The organism is candidate division KSB1 bacterium (assembly GCA_034521575.1).
In the GTDB taxonomy this organism is placed as follows: Bacteria; Zhuqueibacterota; Zhuqueibacteria; order Residuimicrobiales; family Krinioviventaceae; genus JAXHMJ01.
Window position 1 is genome coordinate 2524344 of sequence record JAXHMJ010000005.1, and the last position, 22282, is coordinate 2546625.

The window sequence follows — 22282 nt, forward strand, 5'->3', positions numbered from 1 at the left end:
GGAAGAAAGGATTTATTCATGAGACGTCGTATCATTGCTGGAAATTGGAAAATGAACAAAACGGTGGAAGAGTCCGTTGAATTGGCAGAGGGCATTAAAAACGCTCTGAACCATTCGGATGTCGATGTTGTGCTGTGTCCTCCGTTTACAAACTTGTATGCTGTCCATCAGGTGATAAAAAATGAACCGATCGGATTGGGCGCGCAGAATATCTTCTGGGAAGACAAAGGCGCGTTCACCGGTGAAATATCCGCTGATATGCTGAAATCGGTCGGCTGCCACTATGTCATTATCGGTCACTCGGAACGGCGGCAGTATTTTAGTGAAACTGATGAAACGGTGAACAAGCGAATAAAACAGGCTCTTGCCAATGATTTGACGCCTATCGTGTGTGTAGGTGAACTGCTTGAAGAACGTGAATCCGGTGATACGGAAAAGGTTGTGGAAACTCAAATCAAAGGCGCGTTCAAAGATATTGAAAAATCCGATGCGGCAAAGATGGTTGTCGCTTATGAGCCGGTATGGGCAATTGGTACCGGAAAAGTGGCAACTCCCGAACAGGCTCAGGATGTTCATAAAATGATTCGTCGGTTGTTGTCTGATCTGTACGGCGCTGAGGTCGCGGATGCGATTCGAATTCAGTATGGTGGGAGTATGAAACCCAAAAATGCGAAAGAGTTATTGGAACAACCGGACATTGACGGTGGTTTAATAGGCGGTGCCGCTCTGGAAGCGGAATCGTTTTTGGGCATTATAAACGCATAACGAAGGTTGGTGAACTAATATGTATAGCATCTTGATTGCTCTTTTTATACTTGTTGCACTTTTGATGATTCTTGTCATTTTAGTCCAGTCCGGTAAAGGCGGTGGATTGGCAGGTATTGCCGGAGGTGGTGATATGGGAGGCGTGTTCGGAGGAAAAGGCTCCGCTCCCTTTTTGGTAAAAGCGACAACGATATTGGCTACTTTGTTTATGCTTATAGCGTTGGTTGTGGGCATAATGACCCGCGGTTCTGCTGATCAAAGTTCTATCATGCAGAGAGAGCGCGAACAACGAATGTCTTCTCCGGCGCGCACCTTGCCGGAAGTGCCGTCTGAACAACCGGCGCCGGGCCAGATGCCGCAAAATTAATAGAGTTGCCGAAGTGGTGGAACTGGCAGACACGCTATCTTGAGGGGGTAGTGCCCTACCGGGCGTGCGGGTTCAAATCCCGCCTTCGGCACAAAACATCTTATTTGTGAACAATGTTTGGGAGAACATTTATGAACACGAAAAAAACAAAATATTTTGTATTGCCTCTTGTTTTGTTATTCATGGCAAGTTTTGTCTTTGCACAATCAAGTCAGGAGCTGCAGCAAGAGTATAATGAAAAACTCCAACAGCTGAAGCAGATTAACGCTGATATGAGTGCGCCTGATATTACCAAGGAAAAATATGATCAGCTTAAACAGCGATACGATGAGTTGCAGAAGGAAATTGCTCAGCTCAAAGAAAAGCTGAATCAGGATAAAGCCTATCAAGACCGTATGAATCGTGCAAAGTTGGCTTATAACAATGGAAATACGTTTTACAAACAAGGCCAATACGACAAGGCTTTGGAAGCCTATGATAAATCGATCTCGATTGATTCCAGCAACGCCAGAGCCTATTACGGCAAAGGTTTATCCTTTTACAGGCAGCGCAAGTATTCGGAAGCGATTGAGGCGTTTCAGAATGCAGTGGACGTGGATCCGACCTATTACAGCGCCTATTCTACGTTGGGATCCGTTTATCGCTCCCGACGGATGTATGATAAAGCCATTGAAGCTTATCAAAAAGCGATTGATTTAAACCCCGATCGTCATACTTATGTTTATAATCTGGGTACCACTTATCTCAGTGCAAAACAGCTGGATAATGCGGTCAATGCGTTTCGCAAGGCCATCCAGATTAAATCGGATTATGAAAAGGCCTACAATAGCCTTGGTGTTGCGCTCCTACAGAGAGGCGATACTCAGGACGCGATTAACGCCTTTCAGAATGCGATCAGTATCGATGATGAATATGATGAAGCGTACTGGCGTTTATCCTCTGCCTTGAACCAGGTCGGTCGTCATCAGGAAGCGTTGGAAGCTGCGCAAAATTGTCTTGAAAACACACGCCGTTTTAACGGCGCCGCCAATTATGAAGCGGGGTTGGCGTGCAAAAACCTGGGTAGAACGCAACAGGCTATCGGGTATTTTGAATCCGCGGCTCAAGACCGCAACTGGAGAAAGAATGCAGAATATGAGTTAAAACAGCTTCGCGGCGAATGATTTAGGATAAAAATGTAAAGCCCACCCAAGGGGTGGGCTTTTTTTTTATCTGAATAAATAAAGCAAGAGGTGTACTATGAAACATGTGAACAGACGTCATTTCCTGAAAGAGACTGCGGCGGCAGGGGCTGCACTTTCTCTGCTCTCGGCATCACCTGCCGTTTTTGCCCAATCCCGGTCTGATATAGTGGTTGTCAAGAATGCTTCGCCTGTAGAACTGGTCAGAACCGCTGTCGAAAAGTTAGGTGGCATGCAGAGGTTTGTGAAAAAAGGCGATCAGGTTTTGCTTAAACCCAATATCGCCTGGGACCGAAGTCCGGAGCAAGCCGCTACAACCAATCCGGAGGCTGTGGCAGAAGTTGTGAAAATGTGCCGGGAGGCCGGTGCAAAAAATGTACTGGTTTTGGATCGAACCTGTAATCAGGCGCGACGTTGCTACCGAAACAGTCAGATTGAAAAAGCGGCCAAAGAAGCGGGCGCCACAGTGCGTCACGTCATTGATGCGCGTTTCGAAAAAATGGACATTCCGCAGGGTGAATATGTGAATTCCTGGGATGTGTATCGGGATGTAATGGATTCCGATGTGATGATCAATATGCCGATTGCCAAAACGCACGGTATTTCTACGCTGACCCTGGGAATGAAAAACCTTATGGGTGTTTTGGGCGGCAATCGCGGAGGACTACACCGTAATTTTCATGAAAAAATTGTGGATATCAATACGGCTATCGTTCCTGATTTGACCATTATAGATGCTTATCGAATTTTAACAGCGAACGGACCTTCCGGTGGGAATCTGGAAGATGTAAAATTGACAAAAACTGTCATTGCCGGTACCAATACCGTGTCTGTTGACGCCTGTGCCACAGGACTGTTTGGTCTCAAACCAACAGATATCGGATTCCTGGTCACTGCTCATGAGCGCGGTATGGGGGAAATCGATTTGAATAAACTGGCAATCGAAACTGTTGATCTTTCTGCTTAAACAGACAGCCGGCGTTACAGCCGGCTGCATTTTTTATCTGCCATCTAAGCTGGGAGTGTTTTATCCATGAGAACGGCCCGTAGAATTTCACAAGTTTTCTTTTTATTGTTTTTTCTCTTTTTGTTTTTTCAAGCGCGTTATCCCTATGAGACAGCTCTTTCTTCTGATTTGTTTTTACGCGCCAGCCCTCTTGTAGCTTTTTCCACCTTTTTGGCCTCCCGATCGCTGGCTTCCAGCATGTTCATTGCATTGGGTTTGCTTTTGCTTACCATTCCTTTGGGACGTTTTTTTTGCGGATGGATCTGTCCGCTCGGTACCACCATTGATGCAACGGACAAGATGTTTAAACGGAAACATAAAAAGCCTGCCACACGTTTTCGTTCCTGGAAATTCTTTATTCTTGCATTTGTTCTGGCGGCATCCGTGTTTTCAGTTCAGCTCATCTGGTTTTTTGATCCCATTGCATTGTTTACGCGAACGATGACAACCGTGATCTATCCGGCATTTTCTTTTGTGTTGTTTGGTCTATTCAACACCTTGTTCAGCTGGGGTGTGCTGGAAAACGCGGTTTATACAACGTTTGATTTTGCTCAACGTACGGTTTTGCCCTTTGAACAACCCTTGTTCTACCAATCTCTGGGCGTGTTTGCGGTATTCGTGGTGATTATTGGTCTTGGTGTTGTGAGCCGCCGGTTTTGGTGCCGCAATCTGTGCCCTTTGGGCGCATTGCTGGGACTTTTTTCCAAGTGGAGACTGACGCAGCGTTATGTTTCCCAAGCCTGTACGCATTGCAGTCAGTGCCAAAAAAGCTGCCGCATGAATGCCATTGAAGATGATTACACAATCAACAATACGGTAGAGTGTATTGAATGTGCGGATTGTGTCGCGGTTTGTCCGCCCAATGCGGTTTCTTATCGATTCGGTAAAAATCCCGGACTCAATGAGATAGATTTCAGCAAACGGCATTTTCTTCAGGCCGGCGCAGCCGGTCTTGCCGGGGTTGCGGTGGTTAAAACCGCTCAGGCTGATGTCTATAATAAAGGCAAGGCAATCCGTCCTCCCGGAGCGATTGAAGAAAACAGGTTTCTCGACAAATGTATACGCTGCGAAGAATGCGTAAAAATCTGTGCATCCACCGGCGGCTGCCTGCAGCCTGCTTTGCTGGAAACCGGCTGGGAAGGCATGTGGACACCCGTTTCTGTTCCCCGGAAGGGATACTGTGAATTTAATTGTAATATGTGTGGTCAGGTTTGTCCGACCGGAGCGATCCAGGAACTGGCCCTGGAAAAAAAGAAAACAATCAAACTGGGTCAGGCCTATTTCGACAAAAGCCGGTGTATCCCCTGGTACAGCCAGGAAGACTGTCTGGTATGCGAAGAACACTGTCCGGTTTCGGATAAGGCGATCAAGTTTGATGAACGGGATACGGTCGGCCCGGACGGAAGCCCGAGAACTGTGAAATTTCCATACCTTGAGGAAAATTTATGTATTGGCTGCGGCATCTGCGAAAACAAATGTCCGGTTGTCGGCAAACCGGGAATTTTTGTAACCGCCTCGGGCAATCAGCGAGTTCAATTTAAAGGATAATCACGTGTTCCCTTTCCTGTACAGGCAAATAGAAAATCTTGTTTCATTTGTCTCGCCCAAAAAGCAGGAAGAAAAGGATCAGTGTGCATTTCCGTACGCACAAAAGCCCTGGTTTTCCCAATACGCGGCCGGAGTCCCAAAGTCTATCGAGATACCGAATCTCACATTGACTGATATATTTGATCAGGCCGTCCGGTCGAATCCGCAAAACGATGCGGTTGTCTACTTTGGGCGCAGATTGACCTTTGAGCAGCTTCAGGACTATGTTCTTCGGGCGGCGTTTAGTTTTGATGACTGGGGTGTTGTAAAACGCGATCGAATTGCCTTGATTATGCCCAACATTCCGCAATTTTTAATTTGCTACTGGGCCTTGCTCAGGCTGGGTGCGGTTGCGGTGCCTATTAATCCGTTTTTGGCGCCAGACGAGATCCGGCAGCAGCTTAAGATCAGCGGTTCCCGTATCGTGATTGTGTTCGACCGGGTGTCTTACAAACTACAGGCTTCCTCGCTGCAAAGAGTGATCAAGGTATGTGCCGGATCCTATATGCCGTTTTTCCCCAAGACAGTATACAAGGTTCGCAAGAAATTCATGCCCGGCGCGGCAACCGCCCGGCTGCGGGTTCCCATCAACGCCTTTCGTCGATTTCTGAAACAGCGTCGATTGGAGTATTCTACACCCGTTAATCCTGATGATGCCGCGGTTATGCTGTTTACAGGGGGTGTAACCGGTATCCCCAAAGGGGTCATGTTGACTCATAAAAACCTGGTGGCCAATACGCTTCAATGTCAGGCCTGGGTGGCGGATATTCAAACAGCCCGGGAAAAAGTGCTGGGGGTGCTTCCGTTTTTTCACAGTTACGGATTATCCGCTTGTCTGCATCTTTCGATATTTATCCGGAGCACCTTGCTGCTGGTTCCGAAATTCAGTACCGGTAAAATCATCGATTTGATCAACAAATATGAAATATCGATTTTCCCCGGTGTTCCTACCATGTATTCCAATATTGTCAGACGCTTATCCCTGTCCCATGTTTCGATACATCCGGTGCGGATCAGCATCAGCGGCGGTGCTCCCCTGTCTTATGAAATCCAGAACGAATTCGAAACCCTGACGGGCGGGCGTCTTGTGGAAGGCTACGGATTGACCGAAGCGTCGCCGATCACCCATTGCAATCCCCTGGACGGTACGGCACGGCCTCAAAGTATCGGCCTGCCCTATCCCAATACAGAGGCCAGAATTACCCGGCCTGAGAGCAATACCTGTGTTCCAGTGGGTGAGGTCGGTGAACTGCAGGTTCGGGGGCCGCAAGTCATGCCGGGATACTGGAATGCCGCAAAGGAAACCGAGCATATCATGACCGCGGATGGATGGATGCGCACCGGAGATCTGGCGAAAATGGATCAGGATGGGTTTTTTTATATTGTTGATCGTCTCAAGGATGTCATCTTGTTTGGCGGTTTTAATGTATATCCGTCCGAAGTGGAGCGGGTATTAAACCAACACCCCCATATACAAGAAAGTGCAGTTGTTGGTGAACCCGACCCGGTGTATGGTGAAATCGTCAGTGCTTTTGTGATCCCGGTCCAGGGCAAAGTCACTTTGAGTCAAGTCAAACTTTTTCTTAACGATAAACTGGCGCGATATAAAATGCCGCGCAAGCTGACCTGTGTGGATCAACTCCCGAGAAATTTTATCGGTAAAATCCTGCGTCGTCATTTAATACAGAATGAAACCTGAATCCGGATTAATAGTCAAAGGAGGTGAAATGAGCAAAGATTTTAATAAAGTACTCAAAGATGCCTTTAAGGAGCTAAGAGAAACCCTTCTGGCTTTTATCAAAGCACCAAGAGCCTTATGGGGAATCAATCTGCCCTATGTCCTGGAGGGTCTGACTTATTTTGGAATTCTCACAATTTTGGGGAAATTCTGTTCTGAAAATGTCAGCCTGAATGATCTGCACGCCGGCTGGGTGTACGGCGGTGTAACCGGAGGCATTACCTTTGCCATGCTGCTGTTCGGAGGCGTATCCGACCGTATCGGCATTCGTAAATCCCTGGCGCTTGCATTTGGCGGCATGGTTGTCGGGCGTTTATTGGTCTCACTGGCCGGAACTCTGCCGCTTGGCTCCGGAATGGGATCGCCCATGTTTCTGCTCATGTCGCTTGGACTTTTAATCATGGTTATCTCTTACGGAACCTATCAACCGGCTGCTTATGCCGGCGTTAAACGCTACACCACCCCCAAGACCGCAGCCATGGGATACGCAGTGGTATACGCTTTAATGAATCTGGGCGCCTTTCTTTCCGGCCCGATTGCCACATTTACACGACAGGCATCGGAAACCACTTTTCCACCGAATGGATTAACGGCGATTTTCTGGGTGTTCACCGGAATCACCTTGCTTTCTCTGCTGGCTACAGCCACTATTATCACAAAGCGGGTTGATCAGAGAGCGGTTGAGCGCGTGGCCCGGGAAACCCGGGAAATCGCTAAAGATCGGGAACCGCTAAAAGACAAAGACACCAAACCGGCACAATTAAAGAAGAATCCGTCAATAACGGACCGTTCTTTCTTTATCTTACCGGGACATTGGCCGTGCTGGTGGTTCTGCTGCGGTTGAATAACGCAGCATCAAGTCTGAAAATAGCGATGATTGCTCTGTTGACAGGCGGAGTCTTGCTCTCCGGGTGGGAATTTCTGCGCAAGCGTCCCGATCATCCTTTTCGGGATGTCCGGTTTGTGTTTTTTATTTTTATTCTTATTCCGGTTCAGACGCTGTTTGCACATAATTGGCTGACTATTCCCTATTATCTGGATCGGGCGTTTTACGGCGGCTGGGTGAGTGATTATTTTGAGGTACTGGCGAATCTCAATCCGATTATCATTTTTATTATTACACCGATTATCGCTGGTCTGACAGCACGCGCCAATGTATACCGCATGATGATTATCGGAACCTTTGTTATGGCCGCTCCGACCTTTTTGCTCGCTATAGGTCCAAGCGCTATATTGTTTATTATTTATATTTTGATCATGTCCGTTGGCGAGGCCATGTGGCAGCCCCGGTTTCTGCAATGGGTGGCGGAAATTGCACCGGAAGGAAAAACCGGAGCTTATATGGGGATCGGGCAGTTTCCCTGGTTTTTAACCAAACTCGTCACGTCGTTTTATTCCGGATGGTTTGTTGCAAATTATATCCCCAAACCCGGTTCCGGTCTGCCGGTGCGTTCCGGTGAAATGTGGCTGTATTATTCTCTCATTGCCATGATAACACCCTTTGCCCTGGTCCTGGCGCGAAAGTGGATGTTAAAAGCAAAGAATATGAACTGAACACAGGGATACGCTATTGAGCGTATCCCTTTTTTCTTAACAGCGTGCGTGTCAGACGCATACTTGTATACAACAAAAGAATACAAACCAGTAAAATCCCCGCATAGATATAGTTGTTTCCCACGAGTTCCTGAGTGCTTTTTAATTCATCAGGATAAAAATACCCGACCGCAAAACTGAATCCATTGGCAACAGCGTGTACCAGAACAGTTGATAATAATGATCCTGTAATATAATATAGCCATCCCATATAAAGCCCGAGACCGAAAGCGCTGATAAATTGCCAGGGGTTCAGGTGCATGACTCCGAACAGGACAGCTGACCAGATGATTGCTTTTTGAGGGGTGTATCGTTTTAAAAAACCGTCAAGAATGATTCCCCGGCACAGCATTTCTTCAAGCACAGGGGCGGCAACGACAAGCAGGAGAAAGGTGGGAACATTGTGTTTGCTCAATAGCTCTAAAAACATGTTTTCAAGAAATTCCGGCATGGGTAATAATTCAATGAGGGGATCGAGGATAAAGTAAATGCTCAGGGTTGACAAAATGATCAGCCCCGCCACTGCCGGAGAAAAAGAATTGAATGAGTATCTGTATCCAGGCTCTTTTCTTTTTTATGCGTCATGCCCCACCAGAGTGTGAGAAGAAACGGTAAAGTGTAAAGAATCAGGGTGGTCCATGAATGGGTCAAAAACGCAGTTCCCGCAGCTGGATTTCTCGATGAGAGCACCAGACTTGTGGCCATGGCTCCGATTGAAATCAGAATGGTGAACAAGATGATGAATCCCAGTAGACCAAACGATTGTTTTATAGATGGATAACTTTGTGCCTGCATGCTTTATTCCTGTGGTTAATGTTGTGTTCTTTCCATGAATTCTTGCGGTATTTTAGCAATTTTATGATTTTTTAGGTGGAAAAAAGCACCCTGCTGTTCGCCATGGCAGTGAACCGTTTCCCCGGTTTTAATATCAATAGTTATACTCCAGCGGATACGTGTCAAACGGGTTAAGGTTAAAATACCTTTCGGTTGATCATGAATGGTAAGGGGTTTATAATACTTGATGCACGTTTTAACCAAAACAGGGGAATACCCTTTTGCAATCATTTCTGAAAACGGCATCATGTTATCAAGAAACGCCATGCGCAGGTCTTCGAACCACCTCAGATAGACGACATTGTTGACGATCCCCATGACATCGATATCGTATCCCTGAACCTTGAGGGGCTGCTCAATTTTTAAATCCATTGTTTACTTTTTTAGAATCCTGACATCTCCGGATCGCTCCGTAACGTCGGTTTGATCGAAATGTAATAATAACGCCAGCGCATATTTTCGGCTGCTGCCGATCATATCCCGAAATTCACTGACCGATAAAGTGTTTTGTTTATCCAGCTTTTCCATGATATTTTTTCGCGCCGCATCGACTGCTTCACGGTGCATATAAATGCCTTGTTCGAGCTTTATAATGTGTCCGGATGTCCGGAGACTGTTCAACAGTTTACTGACGTGTTGAATGGAAAGGTTTAGCTCTTTGGCGATTATTTTTTCCGGGGGGGTGCGGTACGGATGTTGTTTAAGCAATTTGATGATCTGATCGGCCTGTTTCTGCTCTGTATCACTCAGATGAGCGCTATGACGGCTTTGTTTGAGAACCTGACCAGCGCTGATGATTTTGCCCCGGTTTTTGAGGGTCTGGATGACCGTGTTGAACAGATCAGACTGATCAGGAAAAATATTTGCCTGAATATCTGCACGTTTGACACCCGAAAGATGCGGGTATGTCCGATGAAACGTCTTTATCCTGTCCAGGACCCGCTTTAACAATATGTCAAACGTGCTCTGATGAATGTATTGATTGTCCTTCACTTTAATAACCTTGTTTTGTTGAATCAGGCCGGACAGAGTTTGCTCAATGATGTCCGGTAAAAGTCCGGATAGACGCACCAGCGTATCAAACGTTACCGGGACTTTGTACGCGTGGATCAACAAAGAGGAAAGCATGGTTTCCGGCGCACCCGAATCCAGGCATTTGAGGTGGTCAATCAGGTTGGTTTTTTTCATCCAAAGTCCGGCGGCAGGGTCGAGAATTTTGCCGCCGCCCAGCGTGTTCAAGGGAGAATATCGTCTTAGAATAAATCGGTCTCCCATTCGGACAGCGGTTTCTTTTTCCAACCGCAGACGCCCATAACAGGATTCTCCGCCTGTACAGCGCTGCATATTCAGGATACGGATACGTCCTATGATTTCTGCCGTACCCAGATGAATGCGCAGGCGCTGGTTTTGCTCAAGAGCCGGTGCCCCCGGCAAAAGTGTGAGGCGGGCGTACATGTTGCTGGCCGGAACAGCCTCCCCCGGCGCTGAAGCGATATCACCCCGCCGGATGTCTTTATAGTCAATTTGAGCCAGATTCAGAGCTGTCCGATCGCCTGCTTGTGATTTTAATGGTGATTGACCATGCACCTGTATTCCCCGAACCCGCACGCGCTGTTGCTGAGGCAACAGCTCCAGAGTGTCACCGTTGTTCACAGACCCGGAGACAACAGAGCCCGTGACCACAGTACCATGTCCTTTGATGCTAAAGGAACGGTCCACCGGCATCCAGAAGGGACGCGGGTCGTGAGACCGGGACAGGCAACGGACGCTGTCATGAATCAGTTCAGACAGAGCTTTGATTCCCTGGCCGGTGAGCGCAGATACCGGCTGTATGGGGGATGATTCGAGAAACGAGTCCTTGATCATTTCACGAATATCATGCTCCACAATTTTCAGACGCTTTTCATCCACAAGATCACATTTGGTCATGACAACGATCCCGGATTTGATGTCCAGCAGTCGGAGAATATCAAAATGCTCTTTGGTCTGCGGCATAATGGAATCATCGGCGGCCACGACCAGTAGCGCCATATCCACGGTTTGCGTCCCGGCTACCATGTTTTTGATAAAGCGTTCGTGCCCCGGTACATCAATCATGGCAATTTCATCGGATAGAAAAGCAAATCCCAAATCGATAGTCAATCCTCGTTCTTTTTCCTCTGTCAAACGATCCGGATCCGTGCCGGTCAACTTTTGCACAAGCAAGGATTTGCCGTGATCAATATGGCCGGCTGTGCCGATTATGATGTGCCGCTGCATATTACTCGATGCCCAGTGTATCCAATAGAGTGATAAACGTACCGGCGGTCCAGCCCATTACGGGTGTGTTTTCAACATCTTTTGTGTATTGGTGACGCTTGTTCTTGACATCATACCATTCCCACATTTCTCCCGTATTTTTATAAATATCATATACCATATTCAGCCAGTTTGTGCCAATGTCCGCTGCATCTTCCATAAACTCGTAATCCGACAATCCCTTGACAACAAAGTAAATATACGGTGCGCAGGTCAGCGGATAATTCCAGGGCGAAACCGACTCGGAATAGGGTTGATCGGTAATGGTTAATCCGCCCGGCGCCCAAAAGTGTTTCAGATTGGTGAACAACGCCTTGGCACGATCCTGGTCAATCATTTTGGTGAACAGCGGCATGAATCCTGACAAGGCCTTGACCGGACTCTGAGTTTTGGCTTCAAAGTTATTATCAAAATAGAATTGTTCCTGATGGTTCCAGCAGAGTATTATTAATTCTTTGATTTTATTTCCTATCTTGAGTATGGCGGCACTGCCATCGCGGTTGGCTTCTTTTTCCAGATCAAAAATGAGCCTGGCATTTCGATAAAGCAGTGCATTCAAGTCAACAGGATTGTAATGACTGACATTCTGAAAGCGTGCGGACTGCAGCCAGCATGACTCGGATTCAGCATGCTGCTCTGTTTCTTCCGCTGCGGGCGCGGCGAACCGATAAAGACCGGACGGCGAGGTATGAGGCTTTGTGGTCCAGTATTTAAATTCGTTGATCACGTCCGGCAGCATGCGGTTCAGCCATTCTTTGTCTCCGGTCGCCCGATAAATATCTCGGATGATCCAGGGGAGCAGAGGGATTTGAGAATAACCCAGAGAGGATTGATGCGTTGACGCGGGAATAAAACCGAAACGTTTCTGAAGTGAAATCAGGTTTTCAGCATTGTGACGCGCCTGTTCAAGCTTTTTGAGGCGAAGCAGACCGAGATTGATAAAATATGTGTCCCAATAGTAAAGAGCATCGTTTTTATCCGGGCCTGGTGTTGTATAGGGGTAGGGACACCCGATCAGATTGTTGGTGTCTTCTGACTGTTCACGTACCAGATCTTGAAGTTTTTTTTCCAGTTCAGGTATGATAGAACGATAGTTTGACATAAGACTTTCCTCTCGTATACAAGTTCTGATTGTATTTCTTTTATTTTTTCATATGATGTTTCTGATAATAATGCCACAGGGGCCGCATCAGCTGATATCGCAGGGTTGAGCACAAGTATTTCTGATAATGCAATGATCTTAGCGTGGTGAGATAGCTTTTGAAAAAAGCCGGAACATCCTGCAGCGTGACCGGCTGGATTTCCAGAGTCAGATAACCCTTAAAGCCGGATGACTTTATTGACTTTAGTAGTTCCTTGTACGGCATCACCCCGCCTCTGTCAAAGGGCAAATGCACATCTTCTTCCGGGTAACAGTCGGAGATGTGAATAGCTCCGATTTTGTCCTGATATTGTTGAAACTGTTCAACCGGATTTTGGCCGGAAATGAGAAAATGAGGACCATCATAGCACATACCGGCCAGCTGATCTCCCAGTTTGTCTTTGGCTCTGTTATAGATATGGTCATATTCATCCTGTTTGATGCCGGGAACATTTTCCAGGTAGACCGGCACGTTCAGCTGGCTCAAGGTGCAGAATAAATAGTCTTCCGAGGATTCCAGATTTCTATCCAACAAGTGCGGTTCCGGCGGATGTGCAATGCAATGTTGGATATGCAGTTTACAGCGGTATGCATTGATGGTTTTGATAATTTCGCGGATATCCTGTTCATAGGCCGGACATGAAAAATCCCAGCCGTTTTCACTCATAATGGGCAAATGAATGGCTGTATGTGCCCGTTTTATGACCAAGTGAATGCTTTTGATATCTTTCAAGGTCGATATGTTGAGTTCAAAAAAGTTTACCCCCATTAACCGCAATCGTGATATCAGAGTTGCAGCAGATAATGACTTGAATGCTGCAATTGTAACTCCCACTCTGGGAACCGAATTCACTGGAACCTCCATTTTGCCGTATTCAGTGTAATGCATTTTTCAGGATCAGGTATAGCCAATTTAACGGTATACTGATTAATCCTGCTATAAAAATCACTTTACGTTCTCTGTCCGATATTAGGATTTGTATGTTTTGTTTGAACCACCATCCTGCTGCTGAATTGAGAGCCCATAAAAGTAAAAGAACGTATAATAAAAAGAACAATGGATTGGTGGTAAAAGCTTCCCAAATGTGTAAATGACTTGATATATACACCGGTTCTCGTGGCGCCGCATGACGGACACGGCAGACCACTCCATTCCTTAAAAAGGCAGGGAGGAATAGAATTAAGCAGGTTGGGTACAAATAAGGACAAACAGAGTCCGAACAGACCGATGAATCCGTAAAAAATACCGGTTTGCACGTCTTTGAAGGTTCGTTTTTTCAGCCGGATTTCCATTTCAGGATTTAGAATGATTCCATCGGAGATTGAGACTCGGTTGATATTTTATTGAAAGGAAAAAATGTTTTGTCTGCCTGGCAACGCTGTTGAGATGATTTGTACATGTTTAAATGATTTTAATATCCCGGCAATTTTTCTAAAATAACGTATCATAAACTTAAATGCAAGAAAAAGGTTAAATCATAAAAAAAATATCTATTTCTTGACATCTAATATATAATTTTGTAACTTTCAATAGAACAGGAGAAATGATGAATCTTGTGAACACACAAAATATTTTGATCAATTGGACCATGTGGTGGGGCTGGTGGTGGGAAACGTGTGTTCACAGTGGGATATAAACGAACAGGTATACGAACTTTGAGCCCGCTGCGATGATAGTTACAGCGGGCTTTTTTTTTGCTGGAATGATTAAATCACTAAAATACACCAAGGAGGATATTTATGGAACAAACCAAGTTTGTGTTGTCTGAAAAGGATATGCCGAGGCAATGGTATAATCTGGCAGCTGATCTCCCGCATCCGCCCCTTCCGCCGCTGGGTCCGGATGGAAATCCGGTTAATCCGGAACAATTGCGACCGGTCTTCCCGGATAATCTGATTGAACAGGAAATGAGCGCCGAGCGCTGGATTGATATCCCGGAAGAAATTCTGGAGATTTATTCCCTGTGGCGTCCTTCGCCTTTATACCGGGCCCGCCGTCTTGAAAAGGCTTTGGGAACACCGGCAAGAATTTATTTCAAGAACGAAGGCGTCAGTCCCGCCGGAAGTCATAAACCGAATACGGCTGTCGCTCAGGCGTATTATAACAAAGAGTTTGGTATCAAACGCCTGACGACCGAAACCGGCGCAGGCCAGTGGGGCAGCGCATTGTCGTTTGCATGTTCGCTGCTTGGCCTGGAGTGCAAGGTGTTTATGGTGCGAATCAGTTTTGAACAAAAACCATTCCGCCGGTTGATGATGCAGACCTGGGGCGGGAATTGTGTTCCCAGTCCCAGTAATGAAACACAATCTGGCCGTGATATTCTTGCAAAAATGCCGGACACGCCGGGAAGTCTGGGAATTGCAATCAGCGAAGCTGTTGAACAGGCCGTCACCGATAAATCCGGGCAAACCCGTTACTCTCTGGGATCCGTACTCAATCATGTGATGCTGCATCAGACCATCATCGGGCAGGAAGCCAAAAAGCAGCTGGAACTGGCCGGCGAAAAAAAGGTGGATGCGGTTATCGGCTGTGCAGGCGGTGGAAGTAATTTTGCCGGATTGTCTTTTCCGTTTATAGCTGACAAAATCAACGGAGCAGAGATCGATATCATTCCTGTGGAGCCCACATCCTGCCCCACGCTGACCAAAGGCCCCTATGCCTATGATTTCGGCGATGTCGCCGGGATGACGCCGCTGCTTGCTATGCATACATTGGGGCATGAGTTCGTACCCCCTCCCATCCATGCCGGAGGTCTTCGCTATCACGGAATGGCGCCGCTGGTCAGCCAGGCTGTAAAACATGGTCTCATGACTCCGCTGGCGCTGGATCAGCTGGAATGTTACGAATCAGCTGTGAAATTTGCCCGCACAGAAGGCTTTATTTCGGCTCCGGAAACCAGTCATGCCGTGGCTGCGACCATCCGGGAAGCGCTCAAGGCAAAAGAGGAAGGCAAGGAAAAAGTCATTTTGTTCAACTGGAGCGGTCACGGATTGATGGACCTCAAAGGTTATGAACTCTTTTTCGAAGGGCATTTGGATAACTATCCGCTGCCGGATGAAGAAATTGCAAAAAGTACGGCATGTCTGAAAGATTTTCCGACACCCGAACTGTAACTTTAAAAACGCTGTCTCCCGGAACGGGAGACAGCGTTATAGGAGCTATACATGATAACGCAGTACGATGAACTCGAGGCAAGATGTCCGCGCCTCGGACATTTGGTAAAATTTCATTATTGCCGAAATGAGCAGGAATCAATGCCCTGCCACCGAATTTACAACTGCTGGTTTCAGCGTATTCCCATACAATCTTTTGTGCAGGCGCATTATGATCACTCTACTGTCGAGGCGCTTACCGCACCTTTGCCGGACAAAGTCGCATCGCTCATTGACTTGATTGAACAGGCTCAGCGGCGCAGTGATAAAGACTGATCGGAAAGCATTTTTGAAACCGTTGTAAGGTATAGCCCCGTGTTTTCATGCTGTCTATAAAGGCGGGCAATATCCGGTGTACCGGGTCCTGTTTTCGTTGTGTATCCAGGTGCATGAGAATAATTCCGCCGTTGGCACCGTACCTGGACTCGTCAAACGCCAAAAGTCGTTCAAGAACCTGTTCTGATGTGTAATAGATCGACGCGGTGGTATCCGAGACCCAGTCCAGAGCGTCCATGGTTTTCCCCTCGGTAATTGTCCATCCGATCTGGGTATAGCCCAGTTCAGCCGCCCATCTCCGGATTTCAGGATTATGTTCACCAAAAGGCGCGCGCCAGTATTTCAGCATGTTATTATCTGTGATTTGTTTGAATTTTTCGGCGGTACGTAAAAGTTCAGTTTGGAGGGTCTTACGGGTTATGGATTCAGCGGTTTTATGAGCGCCATTTTCGGCAAAGGTGGTCAGATGTGGATGGCTCCAGGTGTGATTGCCCACTTTATGCCCGTGCTCTAAAATTTTTCTGACCTGGTCCGGATAGCGTTTGAGAAAGCGGCCGGTGAGAAACATGGTGCATTTTATATTCTTGTCGCTCAGAATGGCTAATATGTCCTGCACAGCGCCATCGCCGGCTCCGCCGTCAAATGTGAGTGCGAGTTGTTTTTGGTTCACCGGGCCGCGGGTTACGTTGCGTGACAAATAGTCCAGTGACGGCGCGCCGTATTCCAGAGTGAGCTTTTCGAGCAGCTTGGTATGCCCGTAGGTGTCCAGCGCCAGCACTGAAATGGTGTTGCTTCCGTAATCGAGAGCGATGTCGTTGAATTGGAATTTACCGTCTTGCGGCAGCGTAACCCGGTCGATGCGGTCGTTGATCCGCAAGGTGATGATGACGCTGTCGGCTGCCGTTCCGCGGATGTCGATTGTGTTCTGCTCCACCATGGATTCCGCCATATGCTCGAGTTCTGCATTGATCCATCCTGGTGTGTCTTTATGTTGAACAAGAGGACGGCGTGCAGACTGTCGGAGGCGGCTCATCCCGGCCTCGCGATTCAGCCTGATGATAGATACAGTAATAATACTGATACTGAACAGAATAAAAACGATAGAGGCTAAAAGTTTTGTGTGCTGGAATACTTGGCGGGAAAATTTTTTTTCACTACCTTTAAAGCCTGCTGCAATTGATTGTATCAGTTCCGATGAAAGACAGGAGGCGGAACAAAAACTGCGACTCAAAAATTTAATTTCACAATCCGGGCAGATATATTTGCCGCAGTGAAAACATTTTGAGCGGGTTTTTACGTCCGGATGGTTATAACAGCTGTGATAAGGTCTCGACATGTTGGCGTTTTGGTACCTGTTACATGAATAAAGGTTTTAATTTTTTTAAAAAAATGCTATTTTAAGATAGAAATTAAATGTTGAAAATCAAGAAAAAAGGGGAGAAGAATTATGAATATTCGCCCGGCATACTGTGCGGGGACATTTTACCCCGCAGATCCTGATGACCTGAAAGGAATGGTGCATACATTTCTGGAGCAGGTCAGTATTAAATCGTCATCGGAACCCGTTGCAGGTCTGATATCACCGCACGCCGGTTATCCATATTCCGGACCGACCGCTGCTGTCGCTTACAGTCAGCTTCAAGGGCGTGAGATTAAAAATGTGCTGGTCTGTTCACCGAGCCATATGACACCGATTACCGGTGTTTCCATATTTGACGGTGATTATTATGAAACCCCGCTGGGGCGTGTACCGGTCAATCAGGAAAAAGCAAAAGAACTTGCAGCTTTTGCTGATGAATTGACCTGCTCTTCGGTCGGCCATTTGGCGGATGCCACGGGCGGAGCTGAACACGCGCTGGAAGTGCAATTGCCCTTTTTGCAGCAGGTCCTGCAAGACTGGACCCTGATTCCTCTGGTCTTTAATGAATACAAATGGAGCAATTGCCGGGTTTTGGGCGAGGCGATTGCATCAGTTTTTGATCCGGATGATACACTCATTGTTGCCAGTTCCGATTTATATCACGGCCATGATTACGATCAGGCCCTGAAAACCGATGAACGTACATTGAATTCGATTGAGGCGTTTGACGCAAAAATGTTTTGCGAACAGTCCGAACAAGAAACAATTATGGCTTGCGGTGCGGGTCCCATTACGGCGCTCATATTTGCCGCAAAGAAATGGAATGCACGGGCGCCGCGCGTGCTGTCTCATACCACATCTGCTGATGCCATAAATCGCACGGGCGGTTATGTCGTCGGCTATGCAGCGGTTGTAATAGAAAAGTAGGCGGTTATGCAGGATTACCATATTCATACAAAACTATGCCGGCATGCCACCGGCGATATCGTAGACTATGCAGAAGCAGCGGTGGCAAAAGGATTCGCGGAAATTGGATTTTCCGAACATATACCGATTCCGAACCTGAAATGATCCCACCGGACGGATGAAAATACAGGATTTTGATACGTATCTTGCAGATATCGAGACGGCGCGCAAACAGTTTCCTCAACTCAATATCAAATTCGGGCTGGAAGCGGATTATATCCCGCAATACATGCCGTTTATACGCTCTTTTGTAGACTCTTATCCGTTTGATTATGTGATCGGTTCGGTGCATTTTGTTGACGAGTGGGATTTTTCCAATACATCACTCATCGACACTATGAAAACCTATGGAGTGAAGCGTCTGTTTACAACGTATTATACGCGGGTTCAGGAGGCAGCGGAAACCGGACTTTATGATATTTTCGGCCACCTTGATCTTCCCAAATTAATTGCCGAACCGCCGTTTGATATCACGGCGCTCATCAAGAGCTCGCTGCAGGCGATACGCGGCCGGGATATGGCCCTGGATATCAATACCTCCGGATGGCGCAAAGGCCTGGACTCCCTGTATCCGGAGCCGGAGATCATTGAATCCGCCTTTGATCTGGGAATTCCTGTTGTTCTGGGCAGCGACGCGCATCGCCCCTCTGACATTGGCTATGATTTTTCCAGAGCGGTCAAGCTTCTGCAGTCCATCGGATACACCGGCAGCTGTTCCTATTCCGGTCGAATTCGTTCACTTGTCCCCTTTCATCAGGATAATGCTAATGACTGTTCGTAAACGCAAAACGCTGGAATCTCAGGAAAACCGCACCCTGATTCCGCTCGCGGCGCGAAGCAGCAAATGGGAGCAGACCCGTTTTCATGCAGAAGAACCGCATCTCTACCGCACAGCCTTCCAGCGCGACCGGGACCGCATCATTCACTCGCGCGCATTCCGCCGGCTGAAGCACAAGCGTCAGGTGTTTTTGGTGACCTATGGAGATCATTATCGAACCCGTCTGACCCATACGCTCGAAGTCTCTCAGCTTTCCCGTACCCTTGCCCGGGCCCTGGGACTGAATGAAGACCTCTGCGAGGCGGTTGCTCTGGGACACGATCTGGGACATACGCCTTTTGGCCATATCGGCGAAGTGGTGCTGCATCGAATTATGAACGGACAAGATAAGCTGAACGGTATCATCTGTTTTGAGAATGCCGGGGGATTCAAGCACAATTACCAGAGCGTACGTATTGTGGACGTGAACGAATCCAAATATGCGTTCAACGGGCTGAACCTGACAGCGCCGGTCCGGGAAGGGATTTTAAAGCACACCCGGCTGAAACGCGACGAATTAAACTATCCTGACTTTATCAGGGACGGCCTGTATTATGATCAGGATGTCTCGATTACGCTGGAAGGACAGATTGTTGCAGTTTGCGATGAGATTGCGCAACGGACACACGATCTGGAAGACGGAATCAGGGCCGGTTATGTCAGCATTGACCAGGTGAGGCAGGTCCCGTTGATTCGATATCTTGAATCCTCGGGTCAGTTGGAACCGATGAAAAACCATGATCCATTTGCATACCGAAATCAGCCTGATTCGCCGGCTGGTTGATTTTTTTATCACGGATGTGATTGAAACCTCTGCAAAACGAATATCTGATGATCAGGGCTCTCATGAGATAAACCGGCAATTGATTTGGTTCAGCCGAAAGGTTGATCCGCTTCAGGATGATCTGGATCAGTTTATTGCTCAACAAATCATTGCCAAAGCCTCTGAACAGCGCAGTGATGAACGGGCGGAAGAACAGATTCGAAAATTATTTTCCATTTTTTATCAATATCCCAATCTGTTGCCGCTCTATCGCCTGGAGCACGCCGCGGATACGCAGATGATTCAGCAAATTTACCAGGCAGACCTGTCCAATAAACAAAATCTCATCCGTACGCTGCAATGTTCAATACGGTTCGCCCGGTCTGTGTGCGATTACGTTGCGGGAATGACGGACCAGTATGCGGAAAATATAGTGCAGAAACTGAATACCTGTTCAACATCCAGGCTGGTCCGTATAAACGGAAATGAACTGGGGGCGGAAATTTGATGCCGTTATCACTGGAATTAAAAAATGTTTCGTTCCGATATGAAGACTGGAGCGAAACGGATGTCTGGGTGTTGAACAAAATCAATCTTTTGTTCGGCGCCAACGAGTGTACCGCCCTGGTCGGTCCCAGCGGCGCCGGCAAAACCACATTGGTCCAGCATTTCACCGGATTGCTCAAGCCTTCCGGCGGGCAGGTATTGTTTGAAAACAAGGATATCTGGAATAAATCGTTTTCGCGTTCCCGATTGTTCAAAGAGATCGGTCTGGTTTTTCAGTTCCCGGAAAGCCAGCTGTTCGAGGAAACGGTTCGTGATGATGTCGCCTATGGTCCGAAAAATTTACAGCTGGACGATGAAACGATAAATCATCGGGTATACGAATCTCTTGAAATGCTCGGTATTGATCCAAAGACGTTTGCCGAACGTTCACCGTTTCAGCTCAGTGAAGGTGAAAAACGTCGGGTGGCCATTGCCGGCATTCTGGCGATGCAGCCGCAAATGATCGTGTTCGATGAACCCACTGCCGGACTGGATCCTGCAGGCGTGCGTCAGTTCGTCTCATTGATTCAAACCCTCATTGCCTCGGGAAAATCCATTGTGATTATCAGTCACAATATGGATTTTGTGGCTCAGGTAGCGGATCGGGTGATTGTTTTGAAATCCGGCAGTGTTCTGTTTGACGGAACCTGTCCCGATTTATTTGATGACGATCATCTGCTGAAAACAGCTGATCTGGAGCGTCCCGGCATTCAAACGGCTGTTCTTGAATTGGGGATTCAATTACCGGTTAAACTCTCTTCTGTTTTGACGCTTCAGGATCTCGAACAGCTTTTATCCCGACTTTGATCCTTTTGCGGTCTGTTTTGCAGCATCCTGTGTGTTCTTTACTTGATTGTTATGTAAAATATAAATAGTTTAGTCCCTGTTTGTAGCGGGATTGTTGTGGGATATGTTGTTTCTATGTTTTTCGGCAAACTCGGCGCCCTGCTTGAAACCTTTCCGGTTCCGCTGACGGGCGGTATTATGGTGCTGTTATTTGGCGTGATCGCCGGCGCGGGAATTAATTTTCTGGTTAAGAAAAGCTGATTTGACGAATGACAGAAATCTGGTGATCGTGGCCGTTATTCTGGTGTTCGGTCTGGGTGATATGGCGCTCGGCCTTGGAGAGTTTCAGCTGGCCGGTATCGGACTGGCCGATGTTGTCGGTGTATTGTTGAATAGGATTATCCCTGTAAACAAAAAATGAAAGGATATCGAGTGAAAAAAAGCGTTTTTCTTGCGTTGTCTTTGATGGTCGTATCCGGGTATTCCCAGATGCTGCAGGTGCATTATGACATGGGCGAGGATCGCGAGTACGTGACCACTACCCTGGAAATGTTCAAGCCCGATGCATTGGGTGCTACCTTTTGGTTTGTAGATATGGATTATAATTCCGCGGATCAAAACAAATCCAATTCTCTCGCGTATTGGGAAATTGCCCGCTATTTCACAACACCGTTTTTGAATGAAAAGCTGTCAGCAACCATCCAGTACAATGACGGCACTGCCACCTGGGGTCCGCTGCACCAGGTGTGGCTCGGTGGTATCAGTTATCCGCTTGATCTGGGATGTATTACGTTACATACGGATCTGCTGTATCGTCATATGGACGTATCGGATTCTCCGGACTGGCAGCTGACATTTGTGTGGTTTAAACCGCTCTTGCAGAGCAAGGTTCATTTCACTGGATTTTTTGATCTCTGGACACAAGATATTCCTCAAGAAAATATGGACGAGAAATTTATTGTTATGGCCGAGCCGCAACTCTGGTATGTGCTGAACAAAACATTTTCGGTCGGTACCGAAGTTGAAATCAGCTATAACTATTTACCTCAGTATGATGAATGGAAAGTCATGCCCACTGTCGCTGTTAAATGGAACTTTTAACGGA

At 47.2% G+C, this 22282-nt stretch carries 25 protein-coding genes, 1 tRNA gene and 1 pseudogene; 20 read left to right on the plus strand and 7 right to left on the minus strand.

What is annotated here, in order from left to right; genetic code table 11:
• Nucleotides 1-18: 18 nt before the first annotated feature.
• The 9 genes from tpiA (at nucleotide 19) to U5R06_24345 (ending at nucleotide 8198) form a co-directional block, all read left to right on the plus strand.
• Complete coding sequence (gene tpiA, locus U5R06_24305; protein ID MDZ7725860.1) at nucleotides 19-765, plus strand: triose-phosphate isomerase; 747 nt, start codon at nucleotides 19-21, stop codon at nucleotides 763-765.
• Nucleotides 766-784: 19 nt separating this feature from the next.
• Entirely contained in the window at nucleotides 785-1132 is a 348-nt protein-coding gene (gene secG, locus U5R06_24310; protein ID MDZ7725861.1) for a preprotein translocase subunit SecG, read from the plus strand.
• 7 nt (nucleotides 1133-1139) lie between these two features.
• Nucleotides 1140-1223 (plus strand) — tRNA-Leu (locus U5R06_24315).
• Nucleotides 1224-1263: 40 nt separating this feature from the next.
• Complete coding sequence (locus U5R06_24320; GenBank protein MDZ7725862.1) at nucleotides 1264-2295, plus strand: tetratricopeptide repeat protein; 1032 nt, start codon at nucleotides 1264-1266, stop codon at nucleotides 2293-2295.
• Between the two features lie 76 nt (nucleotides 2296-2371).
• On the plus strand, nucleotides 2372-3280 hold the full coding sequence (locus U5R06_24325; protein ID MDZ7725863.1) for a DUF362 domain-containing protein: 909 nt from the start codon (nucleotides 2372-2374) through the stop codon (nucleotides 3278-3280).
• 66 nt (nucleotides 3281-3346) lie between these two features.
• On the plus strand, nucleotides 3347-4867 hold the full coding sequence (locus U5R06_24330; GenBank protein ID MDZ7725864.1) for a 4Fe-4S binding protein: 1521 nt from the start codon (nucleotides 3347-3349) through the stop codon (nucleotides 4865-4867).
• 4 nt (nucleotides 4868-4871) lie between these two features.
• Nucleotides 4872-6605 carry a long-chain fatty acid--CoA ligase gene (locus U5R06_24335; GenBank protein MDZ7725865.1) on the plus strand — a complete coding sequence of 578 codons (1734 nt, stop codon included), beginning with the start codon at nucleotides 4872-4874 and terminating at the stop codon, nucleotides 6603-6605.
• A gap of 28 nt (nucleotides 6606-6633) precedes the next feature.
• Nucleotides 6634-7488: an MFS transporter gene (locus U5R06_24340; GenBank protein MDZ7725866.1), complete on the plus strand. Its 855-nt coding sequence runs from the start codon at nucleotides 6634-6636 to the stop codon at nucleotides 7486-7488.
• A complete protein-coding gene (locus U5R06_24345) occupies nucleotides 7464-8198 on the plus strand; it encodes a hypothetical protein (protein MDZ7725867.1) in 735 nt (244 codons plus the stop codon). Before U5R06_24340 ends, U5R06_24345 begins: the two co-directional genes overlap by 25 nt.
• A 13-nt stretch (nucleotides 8199-8211) precedes the next feature.
• Here U5R06_24345 and U5R06_24350 read toward each other — a convergent pair whose 3' ends face one another.
• From U5R06_24350 to U5R06_24375, 6 genes are read right to left on the minus strand one after another with little or no spacing between them, the layout of a single operon-like run.
• Nucleotides 8212-8742, minus strand: a complete 531-nt coding sequence (locus U5R06_24350; protein ID MDZ7725868.1) for a CPBP family intramembrane glutamic endopeptidase — start codon at nucleotides 8740-8742, stop codon at nucleotides 8212-8214.
• A 5-nt stretch (nucleotides 8743-8747) separates the two neighbouring features.
• Nucleotides 8748-9032 (minus strand): hypothetical protein, encoded by a 285-nt coding sequence (locus tag U5R06_24355; protein MDZ7725869.1) that lies wholly within the window; start codon nucleotides 9030-9032, stop codon nucleotides 8748-8750.
• A gap of 15 nt (nucleotides 9033-9047) precedes the next feature.
• Nucleotides 9048-9443: a thioesterase family protein gene (locus U5R06_24360; GenBank protein ID MDZ7725870.1), complete on the minus strand. Its 396-nt coding sequence runs from the start codon at nucleotides 9441-9443 to the stop codon at nucleotides 9048-9050.
• Nucleotides 9444-9446: 3 nt separating this feature from the next.
• A complete protein-coding gene (selB, locus tag U5R06_24365; protein MDZ7725871.1) occupies nucleotides 9447-11330 on the minus strand; it encodes a selenocysteine-specific translation elongation factor in 1884 nt (627 codons plus the stop codon).
• Between the two features lies 1 nt (nucleotide 11331).
• On the minus strand, nucleotides 11332-12471 hold the full coding sequence (locus tag U5R06_24370) for a trehalase family glycosidase (protein ID MDZ7725872.1): 1140 nt from the start codon (nucleotides 12469-12471) through the stop codon (nucleotides 11332-11334).
• Nucleotides 12472-12511: 40 nt separating this feature from the next.
• Entirely contained in the window at nucleotides 12512-13363 is an 852-nt protein-coding gene (locus U5R06_24375) for a sugar phosphate isomerase/epimerase (GenBank protein ID MDZ7725873.1), read from the minus strand.
• Between the two features lie 887 nt (nucleotides 13364-14250).
• Between U5R06_24375 and U5R06_24380 the strand changes: the two genes are divergently transcribed.
• Together U5R06_24380 and U5R06_24385 are read left to right on the plus strand one after the other, a co-directional pair.
• Nucleotides 14251-15624: a TrpB-like pyridoxal phosphate-dependent enzyme gene (locus U5R06_24380; GenBank protein MDZ7725874.1), complete on the plus strand. Its 1374-nt coding sequence runs from the start codon at nucleotides 14251-14253 to the stop codon at nucleotides 15622-15624.
• A gap of 51 nt (nucleotides 15625-15675) precedes the next feature.
• Complete coding sequence (locus U5R06_24385) at nucleotides 15676-15939, plus strand: hypothetical protein (GenBank protein MDZ7725875.1); 264 nt, start codon at nucleotides 15676-15678, stop codon at nucleotides 15937-15939.
• Here the strand turns inward: U5R06_24385 and U5R06_24390 are convergent.
• Complete coding sequence (locus tag U5R06_24390; protein ID MDZ7725876.1) at nucleotides 15893-16972, minus strand: polysaccharide deacetylase family protein; 1080 nt, start codon at nucleotides 16970-16972, stop codon at nucleotides 15893-15895. The genes U5R06_24385 and U5R06_24390 overlap by 47 nt on opposite strands.
• A 414-nt stretch (nucleotides 16973-17386) precedes the next feature.
• On the opposite strand from U5R06_24390, the gene amrB reads away from it, so the two are divergent.
• From amrB to U5R06_24435, 9 genes and pseudogenes are all read left to right on the plus strand, one after another.
• On the plus strand, nucleotides 17387-18226 hold the full coding sequence (gene amrB / locus U5R06_24395) for an AmmeMemoRadiSam system protein B (GenBank protein MDZ7725877.1): 840 nt from the start codon (nucleotides 17387-17389) through the stop codon (nucleotides 18224-18226).
• Nucleotides 18227-18232: 6 nt separating this feature from the next.
• The gene (locus U5R06_24400) at nucleotides 18233-18370 is read left to right on the plus strand and encodes a PHP domain-containing protein (GenBank protein ID MDZ7725878.1); all 138 of its coding nucleotides are present in this window, start codon (nucleotides 18233-18235) and stop codon (nucleotides 18368-18370) included.
• Nucleotides 18371-18380: 10 nt separating this feature from the next.
• Nucleotides 18381-19046 (plus strand): annotated as a pseudogene (locus U5R06_24405) (histidinol-phosphatase HisJ family protein).
• Nucleotides 19033-19866 (plus strand): dNTP triphosphohydrolase, encoded by an 834-nt coding sequence (gene dgt, locus U5R06_24410; GenBank protein ID MDZ7725879.1) that lies wholly within the window; start codon nucleotides 19033-19035, stop codon nucleotides 19864-19866. The pseudogene U5R06_24405 and the gene dgt overlap by 14 nt, the downstream one beginning before the upstream one ends.
• Nucleotides 19820-20353, plus strand: a complete 534-nt coding sequence (locus U5R06_24415; protein ID MDZ7725880.1) for a hypothetical protein — start codon at nucleotides 19820-19822, stop codon at nucleotides 20351-20353. Before dgt ends, U5R06_24415 begins: the two co-directional genes overlap by 47 nt.
• Nucleotides 20353-21198, plus strand: a complete 846-nt coding sequence (locus U5R06_24420) for an ATP-binding cassette domain-containing protein (protein ID MDZ7725881.1) — start codon at nucleotides 20353-20355, stop codon at nucleotides 21196-21198. The genes U5R06_24415 and U5R06_24420 overlap by 1 nt, the downstream gene beginning before the upstream one ends.
• A gap of 96 nt (nucleotides 21199-21294) precedes the next feature.
• A complete protein-coding gene (locus U5R06_24425) occupies nucleotides 21295-21438 on the plus strand; it encodes a hypothetical protein (protein ID MDZ7725882.1) in 144 nt (47 codons plus the stop codon).
• Nucleotide 21439: 1 nt separating this feature from the next.
• Nucleotides 21440-21598, plus strand: coding sequence for a hypothetical protein (locus tag U5R06_24430; GenBank protein ID MDZ7725883.1), 159 nt, complete (start codon nucleotides 21440-21442; stop codon nucleotides 21596-21598).
• A gap of 11 nt (nucleotides 21599-21609) precedes the next feature.
• Complete coding sequence (locus U5R06_24435; protein ID MDZ7725884.1) at nucleotides 21610-22278, plus strand: DUF5020 family protein; 669 nt, start codon at nucleotides 21610-21612, stop codon at nucleotides 22276-22278.
• The last annotated feature ends 4 nt before the right edge of the window (nucleotides 22279-22282 follow it).